Origin of the sequence: Flavobacterium sp., from assembly GCF_024710485.1 — a bacterium.
GTDB lineage: Bacteria > Bacteroidota > Bacteroidia > Flavobacteriales > Flavobacteriaceae > Flavobacterium.
Genome location: NZ_JANJUQ010000015.1, coordinates 44,843 through 71,080 on the forward strand (window position 1 = coordinate 44,843; position 26,238 = coordinate 71,080).

The 26,238-nt window shown below is 38.0% G+C and carries 15 protein-coding genes and 1 tRNA gene; 7 read left to right on the forward strand and 9 right to left on the reverse strand.

What is annotated here, in order from left to right:
* Positions 1-21 precede the first annotated feature (21 nt).
* From Q0M21_RS03220 to Q0M21_RS03235, 4 genes are all read right to left on the reverse strand, one after another.
* The gene (locus Q0M21_RS03220; protein WP_295334658.1) at positions 22-1,563 is read right to left on the reverse strand and encodes a peptide MFS transporter; all 1,542 of its coding nucleotides are present in this window, start codon (positions 1,561-1,563) and stop codon (positions 22-24) included.
* Positions 1,564-1,590: 27 nt separating this feature from the next.
* Positions 1,591-3,759 carry a S9 family peptidase gene (locus Q0M21_RS03225; protein ID WP_295334661.1) on the reverse strand — a complete coding sequence of 723 codons (2,169 nt, stop codon included), beginning with the start codon at positions 3,757-3,759 and terminating at the stop codon, positions 1,591-1,593.
* Positions 3,760-4,244: 485 nt separating this feature from the next.
* The gene (locus Q0M21_RS03230; protein WP_295334664.1) at positions 4,245-8,735 is read right to left on the reverse strand and encodes a T9SS type A sorting domain-containing protein; all 4,491 of its coding nucleotides are present in this window, start codon (positions 8,733-8,735) and stop codon (positions 4,245-4,247) included.
* Between the two features lie 469 nt (positions 8,736-9,204).
* Positions 9,205-9,277, reverse strand: a tRNA-Phe gene (locus tag Q0M21_RS03235).
* Positions 9,278-9,404: 127 nt separating this feature from the next.
* On the opposite strand from Q0M21_RS03235, the gene Q0M21_RS03240 reads away from it, so the two are divergent.
* From Q0M21_RS03240 to Q0M21_RS03270, 7 genes are all read left to right on the forward strand, one after another.
* Positions 9,405-10,136, forward strand: a complete 732-nt coding sequence (locus Q0M21_RS03240; protein ID WP_295334667.1) for a type III pantothenate kinase — start codon at positions 9,405-9,407, stop codon at positions 10,134-10,136.
* Positions 10,129-11,379, forward strand: coding sequence for a hypothetical protein (locus Q0M21_RS03245; RefSeq protein ID WP_295334669.1), 1,251 nt, complete (start codon positions 10,129-10,131; stop codon positions 11,377-11,379). Before Q0M21_RS03240 ends, Q0M21_RS03245 begins: the two co-directional genes overlap by 8 nt.
* Before the next feature lie 11 nt (positions 11,380-11,390).
* A complete protein-coding gene (locus Q0M21_RS03250; protein WP_295334671.1) occupies positions 11,391-12,665 on the forward strand; it encodes a hypothetical protein in 1,275 nt (424 codons plus the stop codon).
* Positions 12,665-13,213, forward strand: coding sequence for an LPS export ABC transporter periplasmic protein LptC (lptC, locus tag Q0M21_RS03255; protein WP_295334673.1), 549 nt, complete (start codon positions 12,665-12,667; stop codon positions 13,211-13,213). The genes Q0M21_RS03250 and lptC overlap by 1 nt, the downstream gene beginning before the upstream one ends.
* 2 nt (positions 13,214-13,215) lie before the next feature.
* The gene (locus Q0M21_RS03260) at positions 13,216-13,413 is read left to right on the forward strand and encodes a hypothetical protein (RefSeq protein WP_295334676.1); all 198 of its coding nucleotides are present in this window, start codon (positions 13,216-13,218) and stop codon (positions 13,411-13,413) included.
* 3 nt (positions 13,414-13,416) lie between these two features.
* Positions 13,417-14,676: a hemolysin family protein gene (locus tag Q0M21_RS03265; RefSeq protein ID WP_295334679.1), complete on the forward strand. Its 1,260-nt coding sequence runs from the start codon at positions 13,417-13,419 to the stop codon at positions 14,674-14,676.
* A gap of 108 nt (positions 14,677-14,784) precedes the next feature.
* Entirely contained in the window at positions 14,785-16,881 is a 2,097-nt protein-coding gene (locus tag Q0M21_RS03270) for a peptidylprolyl isomerase (RefSeq protein WP_295334682.1), read from the forward strand.
* A 48-nt stretch (positions 16,882-16,929) separates the two neighbouring features.
* Here the strand turns inward: Q0M21_RS03270 and Q0M21_RS03275 are convergent, their stop codons facing one another.
* The 5 genes from Q0M21_RS03275 to Q0M21_RS03295 form a co-directional block, all read right to left on the reverse strand.
* Complete coding sequence (locus tag Q0M21_RS03275) at positions 16,930-17,844, reverse strand: GYDIA family GHMP kinase (protein WP_295334685.1); 915 nt, start codon at positions 17,842-17,844, stop codon at positions 16,930-16,932.
* A gap of 24 nt (positions 17,845-17,868) precedes the next feature.
* The gene (locus Q0M21_RS03280) at positions 17,869-19,185 is read right to left on the reverse strand and encodes a hydroxymethylglutaryl-CoA reductase, degradative (RefSeq protein WP_295334688.1); all 1,317 of its coding nucleotides are present in this window, start codon (positions 19,183-19,185) and stop codon (positions 17,869-17,871) included.
* Positions 19,186-19,261: 76 nt separating this feature from the next.
* Positions 19,262-22,042 carry an AsmA family protein gene (locus Q0M21_RS03285; RefSeq protein WP_295334691.1) on the reverse strand — a complete coding sequence of 927 codons (2,781 nt, stop codon included), beginning with the start codon at positions 22,040-22,042 and terminating at the stop codon, positions 19,262-19,264.
* A 120-nt stretch (positions 22,043-22,162) separates the two neighbouring features.
* Positions 22,163-25,039, reverse strand: coding sequence for an alpha-amylase family glycosyl hydrolase (locus Q0M21_RS03290; RefSeq protein WP_295334694.1), 2,877 nt, complete (start codon positions 25,037-25,039; stop codon positions 22,163-22,165).
* Between the two features lie 59 nt (positions 25,040-25,098).
* Positions 25,099-26,220 (reverse strand): SusE domain-containing protein, encoded by a 1,122-nt coding sequence (locus tag Q0M21_RS03295; RefSeq protein ID WP_295334696.1) that lies wholly within the window; start codon positions 26,218-26,220, stop codon positions 25,099-25,101.
* Between the last annotated feature and the right edge of the window lie 18 nt (positions 26,221-26,238).

A 26,238-nucleotide genomic window follows, 5' to 3' on the forward strand; every position in this document is an offset into this window, starting at 1 on the left:
ATATAAAAATATTTTAAACTATTAATGTCCAACTTCTTCTCTTACTTCGATATGGTCGTTGTGTTGCATTTTCTGCAACCAAGAGCTCAACACAAACAATATAGCAGCCGCTAAACCTGTCATGATGATAAACAACATAAAGAACTCATACAAGTTGGTGATTTGAAAACCTAAAAACGTTGGATAAACTACCGGCTCTGTAGTAGCATCAGCACCTGCTGTAGGTGGAATTAAAGCACTCAACGTTCCGGCAAATTTATTAGCAGCAGCGTTGGCTAAGAACCAAGTTCCCATCATCAAAGAAGACAATCTCAAAGGGGCTAATTTAGACACCATTGATAATCCGATTGGAGACAAACACAATTCACCCATGGTATGAATAATGTACAACGCAATTAACCACCACATAGACACTTTATCTTCTACTCCTAATCCTTTAACTGCAATTGCAATAACAACGTACCCTAAAGCCACCAAAGCCAATCCTATAGCCATCTTTTTTGGGGATGACGGCTCTAATTTTCTGGCGTATAAAAAGCCCCAGATAATGGTGAATATTGGCGCTAAAGCAATAACGGCTAAAGGATTAACCGATTGGAAGTAGGACGCCGGCATTTCCCAGCCGAAAAGCGTTCTTTCTGTTTGTCTTTCAGCGAATAAGGTTAACGAAGCTCCGGCTTGTTCAAAGGCACCCCAAAAGAAAATTACGAAGAAGGCCAAGATGAAAATAACGATAATTCTTTGCATCTCAATTTTGCTGAGACTTTTATCAGTCAAAATTAATACCGGCATCAAAACCATCGCACCATAAATAAAATAACTGATGATGTCAATATCGCTTTGGAACATTTGCTTGAAATTAAGCATAAAGAAAATAATGGCTATTGAACCGATAATCATGGCAATACTTTTAGCATCTAATTTCTTTACCGGAAGACCAATGGCTTTACCTTCTTCAGAAATTAAATATTTCTTTTGGAATAAAACAAAAGCAACCAATCCGAGTAACATCCCGATACAAGCAGCTAAGAAGCCCCATTTGAAATCCATGGAACCACAAACTAAAGGCGAGAAGAACGCTCCTAAGTTGATTCCCATATAGAAAATGGTAAAAGCACTATCAATTCTTCTGTCGTTAGCCGGATACAACTGACCAACCATTGTAGAAATATTTGGTTTGAAAAAGCCATTTCCTACAATCAATGCTGTTAATCCCATCCACATTAAAGAAACACCACCTTCCGACCCTGCAGAGGCACTTAAAAACATAAAGAACTGTCCGATTGCCATCAACAAACCACCGATAACAATACTTCTTCGATTACCAAGGTACTTGTCACAAAGATAACCTCCCAAAAGAGGTGTTAAGTAGACTAATCCGGTGTAGCTTCCGTAGATTTGAGAAGCCTCGGCATCGTTCATCGCTAATCCGATGGCCTGATCAGTCATAAATAAAATGAAGATGGCTCTCATTCCGTAATAGCTGAATCTTTCCCACATCTCGGTAAAGAATAGGAAATACAGCCCTTTTGGATGTCCTTTTTTTACTGTAGTTTCACTCATAAAATTGGTTTTAGTTTATTAGGTTGATTATAAATTTTCTTTGATAAAATTGGTCATTTTGTTATACAACTGAATGCGGGTTTTGCCTCCGTATATCCCGTGATTTTTGTCAGGATAAATGGCCCAGTCGAATTGTTTGTTGGCTTGCACTAAAGCTTCAATCATTTGCATAGTGTTTTGTACATGCACATTATCATCGGCTGTCCCGTGGATTAAAAGGAATTTTCCTTTCAATTTACTCACGTGATTGATAGGCGAATTATCATCGTAACCACTTGCATTTTCTTGAGGTGTTTGCATGTATCTTTCGGTGTAGATACTATCGTAAAAACGCCAGTTTGTAACCGGAGCTACCGCAATGGCCATTTTGAAAACATCGGCTCCTTTGAACAAACAATTACTACTCATGAATCCGCCGTAAGACCAGCCAAAGATACCGATTCTGGTTTTATCCACATAAGCATAATTCCCAATGACTTTAGCGGCATCGATTTGGTCCTCCACTTCGTATTTCCCTAACTCTTTTTGGGTGCATTTTTTAAACTCGGCACCTTTAAAACCGGTTCCTCTTCCGTCTACACAAGCTACAATGTATCCTTGTTGCGATAACATCATAAACCAATAATCATTGGCATTTAACCATTGATTGGCTACTTGTTGTGAACCCGGACCGGAATATTGAAACATGAAAACAGGATACTTTTTGGACGCATCGAAATCTTTCGGTTTGATCATCCAAGCGTTTAATTTGTGTCCTTTTTCAGTGGTTAATTCGAAAAATTCCTTAGTAGGCAAATCGTATTTCTTGACTTTTTCAGCTAAGGCTTTGTTGTCGATAATAGTTTGGATTACTTTTCCGTCTTTAGCATTGTTTAAAGTATGAATAGTAGGCTGGCTTACGCTGGAATACGAATTGATAAAATACTGGAAATTCGGACTGAAAGTAGCGTTATTGGTTCCGATTTGATTGGACAACTTCACTTTGTTTTTGCCGTCTAAACTAATTCGGTACACATCGCGAACAATAGAACCTTTCTCTACCGATTGATAGAAAACCGTTTTTGTTTTTTCGTCAAAACCGTAATAAGCCGTTACTTCCCAAGGTCCTTTAGTAATTTGATTTTTGAGTTTTCCGGTTTTATCGTATAAGTAGATGTGATTAAAGCCGTCTTTTTCGGAAGTCCAAATAAAACTATTGTCTTTAAGGAAAGTCAAGTTATCGGTTACATCTACATAAGCTTTGTCTTTTTCGTTTAAAACCACTTTGGCAATAGCTGTATTGCCATCGATAAACAACAAATCCAAATTGTCTTGATGACGGTTTAATACTTGAGCAGAAAGCACATTGGCCTCGTTGGTCCATTTTAAGCGGGCAATGTAGAAGTCGTTATAATTACTCAAATTAACTGTTTTGACAGCATTCGAAGCCACATCGTAAATATGCAAAGAAACCAAGGCGTTTTTCTCTCCGGCTTTAGGATATTTGAAAGTTTCTACCGTAGGATATAAGTCTTTTTTGAAAACATTCATCGAAAACTCCGGCACTTCGGTTTCATCGAAACGGATGTAAGCCAATTTTTTGCTGTCGGCGCTCCAGTCATACGCTCTTACAAAGGCGAATTCTTCTTCGTAAACCCAGTCGGTAATTCCGTTGATGATGCTGTTTTTCTTGCCGTCGGAAGTGACTTGTGTTGTCTTTCCTGAAGTAATATCAAAAATGTACAAATTGTTCGCTTTGACGAAACCTATTTTAGATCCGTCGGGCGAAAACGTTGGTTCTTGTACTTGTTCTAATACCTTAGTTAATTTTTGAGTACTTAGGTTATACAAAAAATAATCTGCCGTGAACGAGTGACGGAAAATCGGATTGGTATTATTGGCCAAAAGCAACTGCTTTTCATCGGCACTAAAAACAAAACTATCGATACCGTTGGCCAATTCAGGGAATTTTTTGGTATCGATAATCGTAGCTACTTTTTGAAGTGTGGCAAAATCATGTAAATCAATTTGCATACTGCGGGTACTTCTGTCAAAGTTTAAAACCGCGTATTGATTGGTGTTTTTCATGGCAAAAAGCTCCTCCATGTTTTCGGCTCTGAAGGCACCACCGTAAATTTCTTCTACACTTATTTTTTGTTGCGCTACTGTAACCCAAGCGGATAACAGCAAAAAGATTAAAACTGAATTCGTTTTCATTGTATAGATGACTGTTTAAAGACGTCAATTTTAGTGAAAATTTTACAATTGACCTCTTATTTTTGTGTTAAATGCGTTTGTACATGTATTTTTCACTGGCAAAATTCCTGAAAACAAAAAACCCTGATATTTTTCATCAGGGTTAAGTGGTTTAACTATACTTAAAAAAGAACAGCAACTGTAGTTATAAAGATTTGATGCCGCAAAAGCGATTAGAAAATCTTGCTTCTCAATTTCGGATAAATTATTCACTCTTAAGTTTACTATTGTAACGCTTTAGAAAGAAATAAACATATAACAAACCCAATAGTATCATAGGGTACAGCCAAAAGTCTATTGGAGCTGTTGGCGGCGGATTATCCAAAACATCATCATCAAATGTAGGCTCGTCTTGTGCGAAGGTGCTTATGGTTGAACAAACGAAAACAACAAGAAATAAAAAAATCACTTTCTTGTTTGCTATATTTATACTTTTCATTTTTTCTTTATTTTACAATTATTTTCTTAGTAGTTCTTACTCCATCATTCTCAATCACCACATGATAAATCCCCGACTGTAAATTTGTTACTGACTTACACTGCAACAAATTGGAATTGGTTTTGTTGGTACTGATTTCTAACTCTTGACCTAATGAATTGTATAAAGACACTTTGATGTTTTCATTATTAGCTTGGGTAGATATGGCAAACATTCCTTCATTTACCGGATTAGGATAAAGGTAAGCTCCTGTTTCAAACATATTGGTTCCTAAAGCAGCAGTAGAGAACACAATTTTGAACCTATTAGTAGCTGTAGTTTCGGCAATAGTGCTATTAACCGTAAAATTGATAAGCGTTTCTCCGTTGGTAAGCGGGTAATATTGTTGTGTATAGGCATCATAGATATAAGTATTGATACCCGGATAGTTGGTCAGCTTGGCTACAAAAGTGTAGTTAACATTTCTATACTTATTAGTATACAACGGAATTTCTTCACTTTCAATTGGCAAATTATGACTTAGAATAGAGAAATAACGACCCTCTAAATTACACGCTAAATCTTCATCCTGATTTAGAAGCTTTGAAGCATCTTGTTCGTCCACAGTACTCGTATAATCGGTATTGAATTTAATAACCAAACCATCTAAAGCTTGTTGCTGATTTTGATACATTTGACTTTCAAAAAGCTCTAAACGCAAAAAGGCATTTGATGAATTTACCACTGAACTGTTTCTAAAAACTGTCGGTGTATTGGTAGCATTGGCTGCTGTGTTTTTAAAGCTTTCCTGAAAAACAACAGCGGCATTAGTTTGATTGGCAGCTTTTTTAACAAAAGCGGCCTGTCCGGGCTGAATATATCGGCTAACATTACTTTGAGACACACTTTTGATATCGTTGGCTTCATCCAATTCGTCATGTTGTAATGTTACATAAGCACCTCGGGTATTGACCCTTGGATCCCAATAGTAAAAGTAGTTAGTCACTACACCTGATGAGGCTCTGAGCACTTTCTTGGAATCTACCGGAGATTGGTATGGGTTTCCGATAAACAAATATCCTGTTCCGGTAGGAATATTACTGAAACTATACGTTTTTGTCCCGGTATACAACAATCCGGTGGCTCGTAAAGTAGTGTTGGTAGGTGGAGGTGTATTGGTATTGTAATCGATGGATCGGTCTCCTCTAATCATCATTCTGTAAGGTACACCTGCTGTTAACGTTAATACATTGGTATTGGGAACAGCAGTCCAAGTATTGGTTAGGTAATTGTATGTAAACATAGAAGGATTTGTGGTATTGGTTCTGTCAAAACCATAATCTGCTGTGATATCACCGGTAATATGGGTGCCAAAGCCCGGATTAGGATTGCTGTTCAAACTGTAATCGGTACTCAAATTATTAACCCCTTCTTGCCAATTAGCTCTTATGGTTGAAGTAGTTGTAACAGATGAAGTAACAAATCTAAAAGCTCGTCTGGCAGGATAATAGCGCTCTACAATAACGGCACCTGAAATAGACCCAGTAACCGGAGCAACAATAGCTGTTTTATTGACATCTGATTTAAAAGTCAGCTCATTTCCTGTAGTGAAAGTACCATTTGCTATATTCAAAACACCTCTAATAGAAAGAGGACTCGCCAAGGTTAAGGCACCCGAAGAGGTATTGTTTAAAGTTAGATTCAGTATTTCACTTCCGGTAGCAAAATGCAAAGTACCGGTGTTGCCATACCCTTTCACTTCCAATTCTGAAGTGCTATTAGACATCCATGAACCGGAGGTACTGTTACTGTTGGTTATTTGACCGCGCAACTGAAGTTTATTGCCATTTAAATTAAACTTAAAATCAGAATTCTTAAAGTCTAAATTTCCAATAATTCTGTAAGTATCTAAGTGGCAATTTCGAATGGCATCAACACCGTCTAAAGCAAGGGTAGCAAAACGAATATCAGCGTTAGGTCCCGGGACATAATTGTATAGCCAATTACCAGCTGTATTAAAGTCAGTACTAATGGATCCAACCCAAATAGCCGGATTTAAAATATTAATTGTGGCGCTGCCGGTAACTGATGGATCATCTTGATTAATTGCATTAATGGTAGCGGAACCTGTACCACCTAATATTACATTATTAATAATGAGCACTCCGTTTGTGAAATTTGGAGAAGCACCTGATGGATCAAACCATTTGTTTGAAGACAAATTGGCATTATTTTGAAATGAAGTAAAATCTGAAGCACCACATCCAGAAGCAGATTTTGCTGTGATTTTAATATTGAATGGTTGGCCTGAATATTTGTCTGTTAATGGATTTCCATTTTCATCCGTGATACAAAAGCTCACGACACCTGCAACAGTTACAGTATTAGAAATAGCACTCTCTATACCATTGACAACATTGGTTGCGTGGATTACGGCTCCTCTGTATAATTCACTACTGGATAGTCCGCTCAAGGTCCAATTCCCCGAACTTGGTGTAGCAGTACCTACAGGCGCACCATCAACATAAATCCTAACTAAAGTGTTGCCCCCCGTTCCTGTGATACTGGTATTTCCAACAACATAGGAGCCGGTAACCGTTGGAGGGGAAGGTGCTGAAGCTTGAACCGTTACACTATTTGAATTCCCACTCACCGATTTCCCAACTGCTTTAGCTGTGGCTATTAAAACATCATTTGCAGCCAATGTTTGATTGGTTAACTGCCAAGTCCCGAAAATAGTTACAGTAGTTGTTCCTAACAAAACACCATTTTTATAGACTTTAATTTCAGTACCGGCAGGTTCTGTGCTCGTTCCTGTAATCGTTTTTCCTGAACCAGCGGTGTATGTTCCAGTAATAACAGGAGCAATAGACTGAGTTGGTGTATTTAACTGAACAACAACAGCATTAGAAACATTAGAAATCCAATACGATGGTGTTGTCCCGGTGCCTTGAGCACGTGCGGTAACTACATCTCCCTCCTGCAACCCAGGAACTGAAAAATTAGCACTTCCGGCAGCAGCTACGGTAGTTGACGTTCTGCTGAATTCTGATCCATTAACGTATAGGATTAAATAAGCTACATAGGTTGCATTGTTAGTTACATTGATGGTTTGAGCCGAAGCAGACTGGTAAATTGGATTAGTATTTACTGTAGGAGTGGTCGTAATTTCACCAATTTGGTTTGTACTTCCACTAGACTTACGGGAAACATTAGAAAGCCCTGAAAAACAATTAGCGCTAACATCAACGGCCTTGGCGACAAAGTTTGTATTGTTAAAATCCGGAGTTGCCAAACCTGTAACCACTGTCCATGTCCCATTCGCTAAAACAAAAGCATTGGCATGTGAAAAAAGTGTAATCGTATTTTCGTCTGTTTGTGTGTACAACTGAATTCGAATATTTGATCCGTTTGGCACCGGAGAGGTTCCACTCCAAGTACCCAAAATGTTCGTTGAGGATCTTGAGGTAATTACTGGTGGCGCTATGTAACATTCCTGTGTAGGGGAAACAATAACAGTATTGGAAATATCCGATAAGGTTTTATTGCTGGCCAATGCCTTGGCAGTTATTAAATCACCAGACACCAATCCTGAAACGCCGGTCAATGTCCATGAATTCCCAGTTACTGTTGTAGTTCCAATTGAAACGTCGTTTTTATAAACTGTTATTACAGTCCCATTAGCCTCTAAACTAGTGCCGGATATCGAGGTGCTAGAGGCAACTATACCTTCATTAACTATAGGCTTGGTAGTTTTGGTGGTCCATGTATCGGGATTGAAATCTTCTGTCAATGCTGATAAAGGCAAAGGTGGAAAAGTGGTCATCAACACATTCATGATGTTAATTGGGTCTCCACCATATTGTTGGTCATTAATTCCGTTAAAATCGGAAATGGTCCCTGAAATTCCACTACCTGCAGATGTAACAGTTACCGCAGTTATCCCAACCGGTTGAGAACCGCTGGAAAGTTGTAAATCTGAATATTGAATAAAGAAATCATAAAAATAATCTGCATCACCACTCACTGTAGATAAAGCTACTGAGCGTTGCACATTGGTATTGTTCGGATAAGTTTTTATAGCTACTGGTGCGCCGTTACCGTGAGAATAAACCACAACGGCATCCGGATTTCCGGTTTGTAACACTATTTCTCTTTCAAAACCGGGGTTTTTGGCATTACTTGGGTATTGGTTACCAAAAACACCATCGGTATCAATTAAAAAAGAGTAGCCTTTTGGAGAAGTTGACGCCTTCCCTATTCGCATCCTAATGATTACATAATCAACTCCATTAACAGTTTTGAACAACACATAAGCAGATTCTCTCGAATTACTTCCGGAAACTTGGAAACTGACAATGTCTGTATGACCTCCGTTAGAACCGGTTACAATATCATTAACGGGCTCTCCAACGATAATTGGCAAAGGCACCATTCTGAGTTCTGAATTTGCGCCATAATCCGTTCCTGAAAAACCACTGTTAGTCAAGGATATAAACCCATCACCGTTAGGATCCAAAATTGATTATCCTAGGACAGAATTGGCTTGTTTGTAAATTGTTCCGGGTGTTTGGGAGAATAGTGTACTTACAAAGAGTAAGCAAAAGCAAAAAGCGAGACGAATGCTCTTAAAATGAGTATTCATGAGGTTAAATTTCGAAATATTGAATTGCAAATTTCTCTTAGAAAAACCTACTACATTTTGAATTTAGTTAAACTAAAGTAAAACCCATATGAAAGGCATAAAAGCGTCGATAAGCGGTTTGCATTTCCTATAGTAAATTAACTATAAAACAAAAAAGAATCGACTAATAGACTTACAAAAAAGGCCAAGCAATCAATATAACTAAATGAAATACAAAAATTTGAACTAAAAAATTGCAAAGACCGAGCAACATTTGAGTTCAAAAAAACATTTTAAGTAACTTTTGGGATCATAAAGAGCATAAAAACAAAAACCCTGATAAGGGTTTATCAGGGTTTTGAAGTGGTACCTCCAGGAATCGAACCAGGGACACATGGATTTTCAGTCCATTGCTCTACCAACTGAGCTAAGGTACCATTTTTACTTTACATCGAAGTCTAGGCCTTCTCTGTTGCGGGTGCAAATATAGAACGATTTTTAATTTATCCAAAACAAATAATAAAAAAAAACTATTCTTACCTTAGCCTAATTAAAAACCATGCCATGCTTTTAGCCATTGATGTTGGGAATACCCGAATTAAAAGCGCTGTCTTTGAACACAATACTCTTTTAAAAGTGTTTCATATCGAGTACAAAGAAGTGCTGGAAAAAATTAGCTTTATTTTACATGAGTATCCCAAAATTGAACTATTTATTATCTCTTCCGTTGGGAAATTAGACAAAAACTTCTTCGATTATTTCAAAGAAAGGGTCGCTATTTATGAGATTACACGTCAAAGCCGATTTCCTTTTCAAAATTTGTACAGCACACCTGAAACGCTTGGATTAGACCGCATGGTTTTGGCTACCGGAGCAGTTTTGCAATTTCCTAATCAAAATCGTTTGGTTATTGATGCCGGTACTTGCATTACTTATGACTTTATTAACGAAGACAACCAATACCTTGGCGGTGCCATTTCTCCCGGAATCCGTTTGCGTTACGAATCGTTACATCGATTCACTGCCAAACTGCCTTTGTTGGATCAAAAAAATCTGGACAACTACGTTGGAAATTCTACTGCAGAATCCATCCATTCCGGAGTTGTTAACGGTATTCGATATGAAATCGAAGGCTTTATTGGAGCCTATCAGTCAGATTACGATAAATTTATCATAATTTTAACGGGAGGCGATGCAGATTTTTTGGCTAAACAATTAAAAAATACCATATTTGCCAATTCAAATTTCTTACTGGAAAGTTTGAACCAAACATTTCAATACAATCAAAATGATTAAAAAAATTGTAGTAAGCCTGAGCTTACTTTTTTCATTGACATCTTTAGCCCAAGAAGGAACTTCTTCACCCTATTCTTTTTACGGAATTGGAGACATAAAGTTCAAAGGCACAGTCGATACTCGTTCTATGGGCGGCTTAACTGTTTTTCCCGATAGTATTCACTTAAACATTCAAAATCCGGCACATTTTGCCAGTTTAAAACTGACTTCTTTTGCTGTTGGTGGTACTTATGCTAATACAAAATTCCAATCAGAAACCACCGATGGTAAAGCTCGAAGAACTTCTTTAGATTATTTGGCTGTTGGGATACCTGCCGGTAAGTTCGGGATTGGATTCGGATTGATCCCATTTTCTTCCGTTGGTTATAAAATTCAAAGTCTAACCGATGATGCTATCCCAACATTTTCAAGATACACAGGCGTTGGAGGGGTTAACAAAGTATTCGCCGGGATAGGCTATAAAATCACCAAGCAAATCAACTTCGGAGCCAATATCCAATATAATTTCGGCAACATAGAAACCAGAAACTTAAGATATCTCGAAACGGTACAATACGGCACCCGCGAGAATAACTTCTCAGACTTGAAAGGATTTAATCTTGATTTTGGATTAACCCACCGAACCAAGCTAAATGAAAAACTCTCGTTATTCAGCAGTATAACTTACAGCCCTGAATCGAAATTAAAGTTGGATAACTCAAGAAATATTGAGCTGATACAATTTTCAGTTAACGGAAACATCACACCTATCCAAAGAGAAGAGATTGAAGTAGATAATACCGAAATCAAAATTCCTTCGAAATTATCATTTGGAACCGGAATTGGTCAACCCAAAAAGTGGTTGTTAGGCGGCGAGGTCACGCTAATCAACAATAGTGTAATGAGCAATCGTTTTACCGACATTGACGATGCTGTTTTTGAAAACTCTACCCGATATGTTCTGGGCGGTTATTTCATCCCTAATTATAATTCCTATACAGGATATTTGAAAAAGATAGTTTACCGGGCCGGTTTGCGTTATGAAAATACCGGTTTGGTACTTCAAAATAAATCCATCACAGATGCCGCTATGAACATAGGTTTCGGCCTACCGTTAAGCGGAACCTTCTCCAATGTTGATATTAACTTCGAATACGGTAAACGAGGTACAAAATATTATAACTTAGTAGAAGAAAATTATTTTAACATCAGTGTCGGCTTGTCATTGAGTGATAAATGGTTTGTAAAACGTAAATTCGACTAAAACTTATTCATATGAAAGCACTTTTTTGTTTACTAAGTATTTTGGTTTTAACAGTAAGCCAAGCACAAAAATATGATTGTGCGCTAAAAACTAAAGAATACCAAGAACTCTTAAAAGCCAAAAACTTCACAGGTTCTTACGAGGTTTGGAACGAAGTAATCAAAAAGTGTCCGAAAGATAGTGAAACTTTATACCAAGATGGCTTGACCATATTACAATATAAAATTGATAACGCAGCCAACGCAGAGGAAAAGGAAAAATTAGTCCGTGGAATTTTAACCCTTTACGATCAATTTTACACAAACTTCCCAAAAGCAATACCTTACTACGAAGTTAGTAAAGCGATGACTTTACACCATAACCAAATCGGCACTAAAAATGAAATTTTAGCACTATTAGAAAGCGGTTTTGCTAAAGCCGCTAAAGAGGTTAAAGATGCCAATGCTATCTATACCTTTTTCAGTTTGTGCCACGAAAAATACAATGCCGGTGAATCTCAATACAACGCCGATTCAACCTTGGACAAATACGTATTAGTCAATGCATTATTAACCGACCTCCAAAATTCTGAAACACAAAACACCAATGATTATAAAACAGCTCAACGCGGCATCAATGCCTTGGCAAAAGACTTGGTAACCTGTGACAATTTAGAATCCTATTTTCAAAAAAAATTTAACATCAACAAAGAAAATGAAGCCTGGCTTATTACAGCACTAACCAACATGGCCGCTAAATGCAGTGCCAAACCGGTTTTCAGCTCTATGGCAGAGAAACTATACAGTTTAAAAGCCTCCTCAAAATCCGCCTACTTTATGGCGTTAGCTACTTTAAAGCAAAGAAAATTTGAAGAATCTGTAACATATTACAACCAAGCCGCTGATTTAGAAACCAACCCACAGGAAAAAGCCAAAATTTACTTTACTCTTGGCACCGGTTTGTTGGCTAATGATATGGCTAAATCCAAAGAAACCCTGAACAAAGCCTTACAGTTTGACCCGAAAATGGGAAGAGCTTATTTGTTCATTGCCCAACTTTATTCTTACAGCGCTGAGGAATGTGGCAAAACCGATTTTGAAAAGAAAGCTGTGTTCACGTTAGCGGCTCAAACAGCCCAAAAAGCAGCAATCGCGGATCCAAAACTAAAAGCAGCTGCCGATAAAATGGCGGAAGATTTTGCACCACAAGCATTAACAGCCTCCGAAATCAGCAAAGAAAAAATGAATGGTAAAACATTGACCATCGGGTGTTGGATTAACGAAACCATCACTTTTCCCGTTAAGTAATGAATCGATTCCTTAGAAATAGCACACCACTTTTTGCAGTCATTTTTTGCCTTACCATTGCTTCGTGTGAAAGTAATTTTAAAGACGTACAAAAAATGGGCGTATCCGAATTTACTCCAAGCGGCGATGCTGATTCTATCAACTTAAAGTATACTGATTCCGGCAGAATCACGGCCAACTTAATCAGCCCGAAAATGCTGGATTATGCCACTGTGGAATTTCCTTTTACGGAATTTCCAAACGGCATGCACCTGACACTTTTCGACAAAAACGGCAAGGAAACTTATATCGACGCGAAATACGCCATTTCACATAAAACCACGAACATCATCGATTTGCAAGGCGATGTGAAAATTTCCAATCAAAACGGAGAAGTTTTAGAAACCGAGCAATTGTATTACGATCAAAAAAACGAATGGTTTTTTACCGAAAAAAAGTTTAAATTTACTTCTCCAAAAGGCGTTTCTTACGGCGAAGGAATCGATTTCAGTAAAGACTTTAAAAAAGTAAACTCACAAAAAATATCAGGACAAGTCCAATCAGAATAACTATGAATTATTTAAAATTTACACAATACGCTTACTTAATCGCTGCCGGTTTGTTTGCCTTTGAAGCCTTTACCCAATACCAAGCCGGAGAAAACGGCAAAGCCGGAATGATGGGGCTTTTCACCTTTGTGGGGCTTTTCATGTTTTTCTTCCGAAGAAACTACGCTAAGAAATTTGCCGAACGCAACAAAAAACCATAGCCTATGGAGGTCGGAATCATTGTTGTCTGTTTGATCCTTTCCGCCTTTTTTTCCGGCATGGAAATCGCTTTTGTTTCCGCCAATAAAATTTATCTGGAAATTGAAAAAAAGCAAGACGACTTTATTTCCAAAACCCTAACCAAACTGACAGAGAAACCTTCAAAGTTTATCGCTACCATGCTGGTAGGCAATAATATTGCTTTGGTTATTTACGGTTTTTTTACCGGCGATTTACTAATGCAATGGTTTAAAAACACCGGATTAGAACTCACCGATTTATCCAATTTACTGCTTCAAACTTTGGTATCGACGGTCATAGTATTGATGACCTCCGAATTCCTGCCGAAAGTTTTCTTTCAAATCTACGCCAACAGCTTACTGAAGTTTTTTGCAATTCCGGCCTATTTTTTCTACCGGCTGTTTTATTACATATCGTCATTTATCATTTGGATATCCGATTTTATCTTGAAGCGCTTTTTTAAAACCGAAGGTGATCAAATTACCCTATCTTTCAGCAAAGTCGAACTGGGCAATTACATTACCGAACAAATGAATGCGGTAGACGACCATGAAACGGTAGATTCCGAAATCCAAATTTTCCAAAACGCCTTGGAGTTTTCGGGAGTAAAAGCACGAGATATCATGACGCCTCGAACCGAATTAGTAGCGGTTGATTTGTACAGTTCTGTAGCCGATTTAAGGCAGCTTTTTATTGAAACCGGCTATTCTAAAATCTTGGTTTATCTGAATACCTTAGATGATATTGTAGGCTATGTTCATTCTTTTGAACTTTTTAAAAAACCGAGAAGTATCAAATCGATTATGATTCCTGTTGAGTTTGTACCCGAAACCATTTTCATCAAAGACGTCATGAATTTGCTGACCAAAAAGCGAAAAAGTGTCGCTGTCGTTTTAGACGAATACGGTGGAACTTCCGGTATCATTACCATTGAAGACATTGTGGAAGAACTATTCGGGGAAATTGAAGACGAACACGATTCGGATGAAGCCTTAACCGAAGAACAGCTCAATCAAAACACTTACTTATTTTCAACCAGACTCGACGTGGCTTATCTCAACGAAACCTACAAACTTAACATCCCCGAAAGTGATTCTTACGGTACTTTAGGTGGTTTTATCGTTGACTTTTCTAAAGAAATTCCGCAAAAAGGAGAACAAATTACCATCGAAAATTTCCAATTTACCATTGAAGAAGCTACAAACAAAAAAATTGAATTGGTAAAATTGGCGGTATTAGATTAATTTCTGTAAAAAAAATAAAAAATAGTTGAAATTATAACTAGGTGATTGTTATTATTTCACAGATAATTGTATTTTCGCAAACTGAAATAAAAATTAACAACAATAAAAATGGCAGTTTTATCAAAAATTAGAAATCGCTCAGGATTACTTTTATTGGCAATTGGATTTGCGCTATTCGCATTTATTATAGGTGAAGCTATTCAAAGCGGCGGATTTAACAGACAACCAAGAGAAGTTGGTAGCGTTAATGGAAAGGATATAGCTTACGAAGAATTCAGACTTAAAGTAGCCGATCTTGAAAAAAACAATCAAAGCGGTCAACCTATGACGGCTATTCAAGCTTCTAACCAAATTTGGAACCAAGAAGTGAATATTGCTTTGGTAGCTGCAGAATTTGAAAAACTAGGATTGCGTGTAGGTAAAAAACATATCATGGAAGTTTTCAAAGCAGACCCGAATATTGGTCAAAACCCAGCGTTCCAAAATGCAGCCGGTAAATTCGACGAGAAAAAATTTGAAGATTATTTCAAAGCCAACCCTGAAGGAATGGCAGCTTTCACAGAAAGAGAGAGAAATGCTGAATTGAATGCCAAATTCCAAATCTATAATTCATTAGTAAAAGGCGCTTTATTTACTACCGATGCCGAAGGTAAATTCAAGTACGAATCAGAAATGAACAAAGTTTCTTTCGACTTTGTAACTGTACCTTATTCTTCTATCAAAGACAGTGATGTTAAAATCACAGATGAAGACATTGTGGCTTACATGAAAACCAAAGAAAAGAAATTCAAAGCGGAAGAATCACGCGAAATTGAATACGTTTTAATCGAAGATAAGCCTTCTAACGAAGACGAAGCGGAAATCAAAAACAAAATCAACGGTTTGTTATCTACTCGTATCGAATACAGAGACGGTAAAAACGATACTATTCCTGGTTTCAAAGCAGCCACTAACAATGCTGAGTTTGTAAACATGAACTCTGATATTCCATTTGATTCCACTTACATCGCTAAGCAAGATTTACCGGCAGAACACGCTGATAAATTATTTGCTTTAGCTACAGGTGAAGTATACGGACCATACCAATTCAGCAACTACTACTGCATTTCAAAAGCTTTAGGCAGAAAAGCAGGTGCTAAAGCCAAAGCCAGTCACATCTTAATTAGCTGGGAAGGTACTCAGGTTCCAAACAAAAAAGAAAAAAGAACTAAAGAGCAAGCAAAAGCTAAAGCCGAAGGTTTGTTAGCGCAAGCACAAGCCAATCCTTCAATGTTTATGATGTTGGCCATGACCAACTCGGATGACTCCTCAGCACAACAAGGTGGTGACTTAGGGTTTTTCTCTCCGGGTCAAATGGTAAAACCATTTAACGATTTTGTCTTCAACAATCCAATCGGAAAAATCGGTTTAGTAGAAACTGAATTCGGTTACCACGTTATCAATGTAACAGACAAACAAGACGCCATTCGTTTAGCAACTATCGCACAAAAAATCGAACCGTCTGAAGCTACTACAGATAAAATCTACACCCAAGCTACTAAGTTTGAAATGGAAGCCGCTAATAAAGATTTCGCGGCATTAGCTAAAGAAATGAAATTAACGGTTAGTCCTTCTGTAAGAGTAAAAGCTATCGATGAAAGCTTTGGTCCTATCAGCAACCAAAGACAAATCGTAAAATGGGCTTTTGACAAAGAAACTGACATCAACAGCGTAAAACGTTTTGAAGTAGTTAATGTAGGTCACATCGTTGTGAAATTGAAAAAAATTAACGAAAAAGGCTTAATGGCTGTTGAAGATGCTCGTCCTCAAGTAGAATTCATCTTGAAAAACAAGAAAAAAGCAGAAATGATTAAAGCCAAAATGAACGGAAGCTCATTGAGCGCTATCGCTGCTTCAAATAAAGTAGGGGTTTTAAACGCCACTGATTTAACTATCGAGAGTCCATCGGTACCTGGTGCAGGTTTTGAACCTAAAGTAGTAGGAACTGCTTTCGCTACTAAAACCGGTCAAATTTCTAAACCAATCGACGGTAATTCGGGTGTATATGTTGTAATGCCTAAAGCGGTTACTAAAGCTCCGGCTATCAAAGATTACAAAGAATATGTAGCCAAACTAAAGCCACAAGTTACAGGCAATGCCGGCAGATTCATGCAAGCATTGAAAAACGATGCTGATATCGTTGATAACAGAGCTACTTTCTATTAATAGAAAAAGTATAATGAAATAAAAAACCTGTCTAAAAGACAGGTTTTTTTATAATATCATTTCACTGTAAGGAATAATTGTTTCAAATCCTTTAGCCTTAAAATAATCGGTTGGATTTTCCTTGGATATGGCCAAGACAAAATCGCCTCCCCAAGCACCTAAACTCTTAACCACACCATCAAAATCATGAAAAAGAGTTTCTTTTATAGTGCTTAATTCTAAGATATTGCTGAGTTCAATTTCGTGCTGTAACAAAGCTAAAGCAAAAGCCTTAGGATGAGTAGCCTCAATAACCGTTTGTGTGATTTCATTAATCACCGGAATCGCCTTTTGGATATTTCCTAAATTATTATAATAAGAAGCAATTGCTCTTTTACTGCTTTGTTTTTTATTGAGATAGACAAAGAAAATCTTATCAGTGAAATCGGGATTAAAGTGCACTATTTCCACGGTAGGCTTTTCGTTGACCAATTGGTAAATAATACCCGTGTTGTTTTGCGCACAAGCAATGTCGTAACCGCTGCCGCCGAAACTTCTTCGCAACAATTCGAAAGCATCTATTTGCAGCCATTGCGCAATATTGTTAATTAATGTAGATGACGTACCTAATCCCCATAATCTGGGAAAAGTTAAGTTTGTCGTAATGGTATAGCCTTTCCCGTCCTTGATAAAATCTGCATTCATCAGATAGGCTTCGTGCAAGATTTCGATTAAAGTATTTTTAACGCTTTTATCATCCTCAAAACGCTCTTTACTGACAATAGATTCGACAGCAATAGTATCTTCAAACCAAATGCTTTTATCATGGTCAAAACTGGTCCAACGCAGTAAACCATCGTTCGTTTCCTCAACGATTAAATCCTGACCGTATTGGGTTGGTAAGGCGAATGCTTTGGCACCGTCGAGCACCAAATACTCACCGGTAATAAGCAATTTTCCATTGCTATAAAAAGTTTGTTTCATGCCTTCCAAGGTTTGTAAAGCAATTTATTTTCTTAAGCTTTCAATCAATGCCACTACTGAGGCGTGTGTAACAGTACTATTTTGGAAATGTGCTGTAATGGCTTTTCGTTCTTCAGCCGTGGCCTGGTATTGGTTTAAAATATTATTGAGGTGCATTTTCATGTGTCCTTCCTGAATTCCGGTAGTAGTTAACGAACGTAAAGCCGCAAAATTTTGGGCCAATCCGGTCACTGCTACTATCTGCATCAGTTCTTGTGCAGAAGGCTTCCCTAAAATTTCCAGCGCCATTTTCACCAACGGATGTAAAGAAGTCAAGCCGCCAACGGTGCCCAATGCCAACGGAACTTCCATCCAAAAAGTAAAGATTCCGTTTTCTATCTTGGCATGAGACAAACTCGAATACTGACCGTTTCTCGAGGCATAAGCATGCACTCCGGCTTCTACCGCACGGAAATCGTTACCGGTAGCTAAGACAACCGCATCGATACCATTCATGATGCCTTTGTTGTGTGTTACCGCTCGGAAGGGCTCTATTTCGGCGATGCGAACGGCTTGCACAAATTTCTCGGCAAACTCTTGCGGGTTTTCGATTTTCTTTTCAGCTAAATCTTCTACTTTACAGGAAACTTCGGCTCTTACTAAACAATTCGGCACATAATTCGACAAGATGCTCATCACTACCGTAATGTCTTTCTCTATCTCAGAAAAACTATCATAATTTTTCGCTTCTTCTTTTAAAGTCTTCGCCAATTGCTCCAAACACGAATTGATGAAATTCGCGCCCATACTGTCTTTGGTTTCGAAAGTGACATGCAATTGGTAATAGTTGGCTAAATCGGCTGTCTTGTCGCGTAAAGTAAGAGATACAATACCGCCGCCGCGTTTCTGCATATTCTTCGTGATGCTCTCAGTCGAATCGAGTAAAACTGGTTTAACTGCATTGAAAAAAGTTTGCAATTTCTCGCCATCACCTTGGAATAAAAAGTGCACCTGACCTATTTTCTCGGTATTTAGAACTGTCGCTTTGAATCCGCCGCGTGTACTCCAAAACTTAGCCGATTTCGCTGCTGCTGCCACCACAGAGCTTTCTTCAATCACCATAGGTACCGAGTGGTATTTGCCGTTGATTAAAAAGTTGGGCGCAATGCCCATAGGCAAATAGAAATTGGTAATGGTGTTTTCTATGAACTCATCGTGCAATTGTTGGAGCTTTTCATCGCTGTTCCAATATTGTTTGATGGTATTAGTGGCTTCGGATGGATTACTGAAATATTCATTGGTCAACCATTGAATTTTTTCTTCTTTGGATAATTTAGAAAAACCGGCAACTGCATTATTCATAGCAAAATAGTAATAGATTAACGGACTACAAATATAGGCTATAGCCGTTGAATTTTAGCGGAAAAAAAAGCTGAAATTATTGCGCTTTGGCAGGTTCAGAAATGGGTTGCGGTACTTCGCCTTCGTATTCGGTTTCTTGTAAATCTTCGGTTTGTTTGCCCAATCTTACTTTTGGGTTTTCTTGGGTTCCGGTAACTGTAATCGGAATACCAATAATCCCGAAAGGCGGCAATCCTAATCGCATTTTGATGTTCAACTTGCCGTCGAAACTGGTTTGTCCTTCAATTCTTGGGCGGAAACCGGCTACTTTAAACTTAAAACGTTCGATATTGATGATATTATTCTTAATAGTGGTTTTGATATCAACCTGCGACAAATCCGGATTTTTGATGGCTTCTCTGCCGGTTTTTTTACTAACAGCACCAAAGAGTTTAAAGCCTTTCATTTTGACTTTTTTCACCGACAAAACGCCGCCTCCTGTTAAAGATGGATAAATCGGCGCCATATTCGCATCAAGTATACCGGCCACTTTATAATCTAACGAAATGATTCCCTCGGCACTTTCTGCAGCAGTAGCCATTTCGCGGAACATTTTGACTTCGTTGTAGGCGCGTTTCACATCGAATTCTTTAGCCAATACTTTAAAATCGAAGAAGGCTTTTTCAGGTGATTGACTTCCGTACACCAAATCCATTTTCACATTAGCGCCAACCAAATCAAAACCGGATTGTTTGAGTGTAAGTTGACCTTTGTTGATGTTGAGATTTCCGGTTAAATTTTCAATCGCTAAACCATCGAAATTGATTTTGTCAGCAGTGGCGTTGAACTGTAAGTCGAAGTTAGGCGGAATGACCACTACTCCATTTTCCAGCTTGGTTTCTGTTGGAGCACTTAATGGCGGATACACAACTGTAACTTCTTGTTTAGCCATAAACTCATCTACATTGATAAAATCAGAATGCAATTGGAAGTTGCCTTTGAGCACAGCTTTGTTGGTCAGCACAAAATCGATTACATTTTGGAGATAGCCGTTCATTGTAAAATCAGACTGACCGTAAGCAGCGAGGAAATCGTTAAAATTCATCTTATCTTGATAAAATTTGAACGTTCCTTCTTTGATAACAAATGGTTTCGGCAAGTATTCCGAAGTGGTTTTGATGTTTTTGAGCACCAAAGTACCTTGGTTTTGCAATTTGTTGTAGTGACCGTTCATGGCATCGTCTTGCGAACCTTTGAAAGCGACATCCGCCTTGACAAAGCCTTTCACATCCAGACCTTTTTGGGAGAAAACACTATAGATTCTGCCCAAATCCAATTCGCCTTTGGCTTTGATATCGTAACGGATGTTATTGAAATTTTGCAACTTGGCGTTCACAAAAACAGGCTTCCCTTCAAACACAAATGATGCCGGCGTAATGTTGATTTTTAAATCGTCCAAAGAACCTTTTCGATCTAAAATCGACGCCATCAAATTGATGTTTTGTATCGGATTCGGATAGTAATCAGTTTTTACGTAACCGTTTTTGAAATTGATTTTACCTTCGGTAACCGGAATTTTATTGTTCTTTTGGTCGTATACACCTTTCGATTTTAGGCCGATAATCAAAACGCCGCGCAAATCCATATTTTGCAATCCGAAAGCTTTATCCATCAAGGCTAAGTCGATTTTAGATTTGATTCTGGCGTCAATAGTCGGTTTCGATAAACCTTGCGTTTTGATAATGGCCTTGACGTAATCTTTATCGACATTAAAGAAAATGGAATCGATATTGACTTTGAGTTGTTCCGTGTCTAAAGCCGGCAATTGGGTATCGAAATTCAGAAAGATATTCGACACCGGAAACGGCGCGTCTTTGTAAGCAATAAGACCATCGCGAATTTTCATATTGAACGCTAAATCGGGCTTCTGATTCTTAGAGGCAATGTATTTGCCTTTTAGGGTAAACAACAAATCGGTGCGGCCTTTGACTTTGGTTTTTTCGAGCCAAGTAACGTAGGCCGGCGGCAAAGCGGTGAAGAAATCGTTGAGTTTGCTATTTTCGGATTTGATGTTAAAATCCATATCGTAACCATTGCTTAGGAAATCGAATTTTCCGCTAAACTCCACCGGAAGTTTATTGATTTTTAAGTTGTTTTGTTGGAAGACAAACGCCAGGGAATTGGTATTGATTTTCGTAATCAAATCTGCATTAACACTTTTGTTAGTCAGGTATTGCTGACCGTCGTAGGTAAAATCGAAATCGGCTATTTCCGCTTCGGTATAAATATCGAAAATGGCTTGGTCTAAGTCGCCATTTCCTATATAATTAAACCCTTTAGCATCGATTAGCATTTTGGTAGATTGGTCGTTGTACACCAAATGAGTATTTTCGATGGCAATCTTATCCAAGCGCAATGAAGTATTGCTGGTAGTATCTTTAGCAGTGGCTTTTTCGTCGGAGATATAAACGTTGTAATTCGCTTGGCCTTTGGCATTGACTTTAACATTGATGAATGCATTGGAGACAAAAATCTTATCGATTACCACGCTATTATCGAAAACCAAGGCACTTATATCAATTCCGAAAGCCATCTCATTGGCCGAAACCAAAGTTTCCTTTTGATAAGGCGCAGAACCTTTTAAAGAAAAGTCAGTTAAGGTTAACGTCAGCGACGGAAAATGGTTGAAAAACGAAAGATTAGCTTCTTTGAAATTGAGTTCGCCGTTTAGTTTTTTATTGGCGAAAGCCTTCACCTCTTCGGCTATTTTACCCGGGAAGAGAATCGGAATCAAAAACATCAAGAGAAGAATGGAACCGAAAGTGATACCGGAAAACTTTAAAATCCTGATTATTATTGACTTTGAAGGTTTTTTCATGCATCAAAAATACAATTCCGAGAAGAGACTAAAAAATTTAAGGTGAAAATTTTTATAAAAAACAAGAGCCGCATTCTAAAATGCGGCTCTTGTCAAATAATTATAATAACTAAATCTAACTTATTGTTTAATCAATTTCATCGTTGACGAATTGTTGTTACTGTCGAAAGCCTTCACTAAGTAAACACCTCGATTCAATTCATTGATATCAAATTGATAATCTTCACCGGTAATGTTTTCAAACGATTTCACTCTTTGACCTGTAATCGAGTAAACTTCAACTTTAGACACTTGTCCTTTGATATTGAAACTGCCTGTGGTTGGATTAGGATACAAACCAAATCCATTGATAGTATTTTGGCTAACATCTAAAGTACTTTGTTGGTTACCAAAAATTCTGAAACCACCCGGTTCAATGGATACGTTTTGACTGGTACTGGACACATTGAAAACGGTATTATCCATTAAATTCACCCAATTGCCCGTAAAAGGAAATCCTCCCGGGGCATTATAGGTATTGTCTGAGAAATTGGTAAGTACAAACACGTAACTCAAAGAAGCCGTTGGTGATGTAGAAGTCCAAACGTCTAGTCGTGGACTTCCTGTTTGGCTTAAATTCCAAGCATACTGTCCGTTTTGGAAAACGTCTTCGGCGATTCTTAAGTCGATTTGGCGAGCCCATTGATTGTAAACGTTAGCTCTTGCTGCGTTTTGCAACCAATTTTCTGTCCATTGGTATTGTGGTTTAGTGTCTAGTTTACAATCCGGTGATGAGAAAGAGACATTTCCGTTGTTGCATGTCCACAACGACTTATCCCAACCCAATTCACCGAAGTGCCACATCATTTTTGGTCCTGGAACCATAAACAATACTGCGCCCATAGCCGGTAATCTTTGCAATACTTTTGATAAATTACCTTGTGTTTGACCGGCTTCGGTTAAGGCTTTATAAACTACTCTCTCTTCGTCATGACTCTCAGCATAACCAATAAAACGATAGTTACTAGCATCAGACACACCTGAAAGATCAGCATAATTCCCTTTTAACAAATTAGCATAAGGATCGGTCATCTTTCTCCACTGCATGATTCCTTTGCTATCGCCGTTACGTTGGTAGTTGGCCCATTCTAACTCTTCTGCAGCAGAACCACCGGTTCCTAAATGTTCAAAAATCACTAATGAATTAGGATCTGCAGCCCATTGGTTGTCGGCATACCATTTCATTTTAGCAACTCTGTCGGTGCGATAACCATTGGTACAAGTCTCATCCATTGAGGTACATTGGTTAGTGAAACCTTTGGTTAAATCCCATCGGTAACCATCAATTTTGAATTCATTAATCCAATACTGGATGGTTCTTAAAGCATAAGTATTGGTCATATTTCCTCCGGGACCAGATTCTCTGAAGTGATTTAAGTCGCTACCAACATTATAACTATGCAGCGCTACTTGGTTGATATATGGGTTTTCGGTAGTTGTTCTTGGTCCGCTTCCGTTAGCCCAACCATCGTTGTCTGAGTCTAACATCCACATTCTTTCCAGCGGAGAACGTCCGAAAACATGGTTTAAGGCCAAGTCTAGAACTACTGCAATACCATTTTGGTGACACAAATCAACAAACTCTTTTAATTTCACCGGTGGACCATATCGTTTGTCTAATGCCATGTGGAAAACGGTGTTATATCCCCAACTCATATTGCCTTCAAATTCCATTACAGGCATTAATTTGATGGCATTGATGTTTAAGTTTTTGAAGTAATCAATTTTGTTGATTAAGTCTTGGAAAGTTCTGTTGGTATCAAAATCTCTGATTAAAACTTCATAAAAAACTAAATCTTTTTTATTAGGTTTTACGAAATTTAAAGTCGCGCTACTCCAATTGTAAGCAAACAAACTATTTGGGCCGGTTTGTAATACGGTTACCTCTCTTTCTTGGTTAGGCGCGATGGTATTATAGGCCGGTAATCCCGGGAATACCCCTAGAGAAATAATTTCAGGATCATCAAAAGGAGATAACACTAAAGTAGAGAACGGATCTGCGGTTTTCACAATAGCCGGTGAATTTACCGGTCTGTTGGTTTGGTCGCACACCCAATATTGATAAGCATAAATTTGACCCGGAGTTAAACCGGTTAACTCGAGCCAATATTTGCCTGAAGTATTGTCGCGTTTCATGACATAAGAATTGTTAGGCTGCCAGTTATTGAAACTACCGGCCACATAAACAAAATCCTTAAATGGTGCATTTAAAACTAAGGTTGCTTTGGTAGGATCTGAGGAATTGTAATTGATTCCATCAACTAATCCGGCCGGCATCGCTTGTATTTGGGTTGTTGCTATTATGATAGCATTAAATCTTGTTGTAAAGGTTGTGTTTCCTTGAGTTATTTGTAAAGTATATGCTTGATTTGAAGTTATTCCTGTATGGGTAAAAGAATAATTCGAAGTGTTTTGCGTATTGATGGTTGTTCCGTTAGCTATTAGCGTATAAGTAGCGGTACCGTTAGTGTTGTTAGCAGTTACTGTTAAATTACCTCCACTAGCAATAAAATTATTACTGTTTACAGCGGGAGCTGTTAAGGTATATTGAAATGCTCCTACCGGAATGAAAATATCTGCTGTTTGTTGAGAAGCATCTTCACTTCTGAAAACAACACAAATTTGTGTTATAGAACTTGATGTTGACACACCAAAATAAGTAAATAAATCCGGACTAATAGTTAAACTATAGGTATTGGAAGTAACTTGGGTCATTTGGGGCTGTATATTATTTCCCCAAACACTGCTTCCCTTAATGTTTTGCCACTGTACACCGTTAACTGTAACTCCAATGTAGGCATAAATAGTCCCTGTATAGTTGGCCAAAGGCGTTCCAGTTTTATTAAAAGTAATGGTAGCAGATTGAGTTGCTATTACTGGTGATGGAGAGGTAGTCACCTGAGCAAATGTACAAAGGCATCCCAAAAACATCAGAGCCAGAATAAGAGTCTTTTTCATAACGCTATTTTTAAAAACACAGACCAATTTGCATTGGTCTGTGTTTATTGATTTTTATTTTAGTTTAATGTGATTGTTTTGGCAACGGTATCTATTGTTAATCTTCTAACACCAGTTGCTCCAACATATCTAAAGTTACTGTCACCGTCTAAACCATTAATCAATTCAGGAGAAATGGTATAACCTTGTGACACATAGTAAGGGTAGTTTCTGTTGGTTTCTCCCCAACTGTCACCACCGTTATTTTCTTCCCAAACTCTGAAAGTTTCGCCGCTGTTTAATCTCAAGATAGTTTCATACACTCCTGTTTTTACTAACGGGAATTCAGTTTCGTTGTTACCGGCCCATGACCATCCTCCCGGAGTAGCAGCGCCTACTAACCAAAATGAATTAGCATCGTTATTTCCTTGAGCTACGGTAATGAATTTTTGATTTTCATCAATTTTGATTCTGTGTACGCCCGGGTTTCCTGTAAATCTGAAGTTAGAATCTCCATCATTAGCATTTTCTAACACAGAGCTAACTTTATAACCATCATTAATATAATATGGGTAATTTCTTCCTGAACCCCAATCGCCTTCTGTAGTAAAGAAACGGAAAGTATCGTTGGCTAATGTAGCAGTAGCCGTTAACACGTTGTCGTCACAAATCAAGCTTAGTGGAGAATCCCAATTCCATCCTGCAGAAGGAATCCCGGCACCAACAGCAAACTGACCTAAACAACCATATGGTGTTACTAAATAAGTAATGGTGTTTGAATAAACAGGGTCTGATGTTCCTACTGATGCTTTAATTCTGATATCAACCGGACTTTGAACAAAAGGAGTTGCACCGGCTACCAAAGCAGCAAAATTTAATTGCGCTGATTGAATAGTTACAAACTCATTAGAGGTTGTGGCTAACACTTGAGCATCTGAAAAGTCTGAACCGTTTGGAGCAAGCTCTATAGAGTAATTAATTTGTGTTGGGGTAGAAAAATCTACCGGAGACCATGTTAAGGAAATACCAGGATTAGTTGGAGTATTTTCGTTTAAAACAATTGACTCTCCAGCCACCGGAGTAATTATACTGAACGACTGTCCATCTGGTGTAACAAATCTTAAATCTTGTTCATCTTCACAAGATGTAAGTAAAAAGGCTGTTACAGTTATTGCAAAAATTGATTTTATTATTTTTTTCATTTTGTTATAATTTTAGTT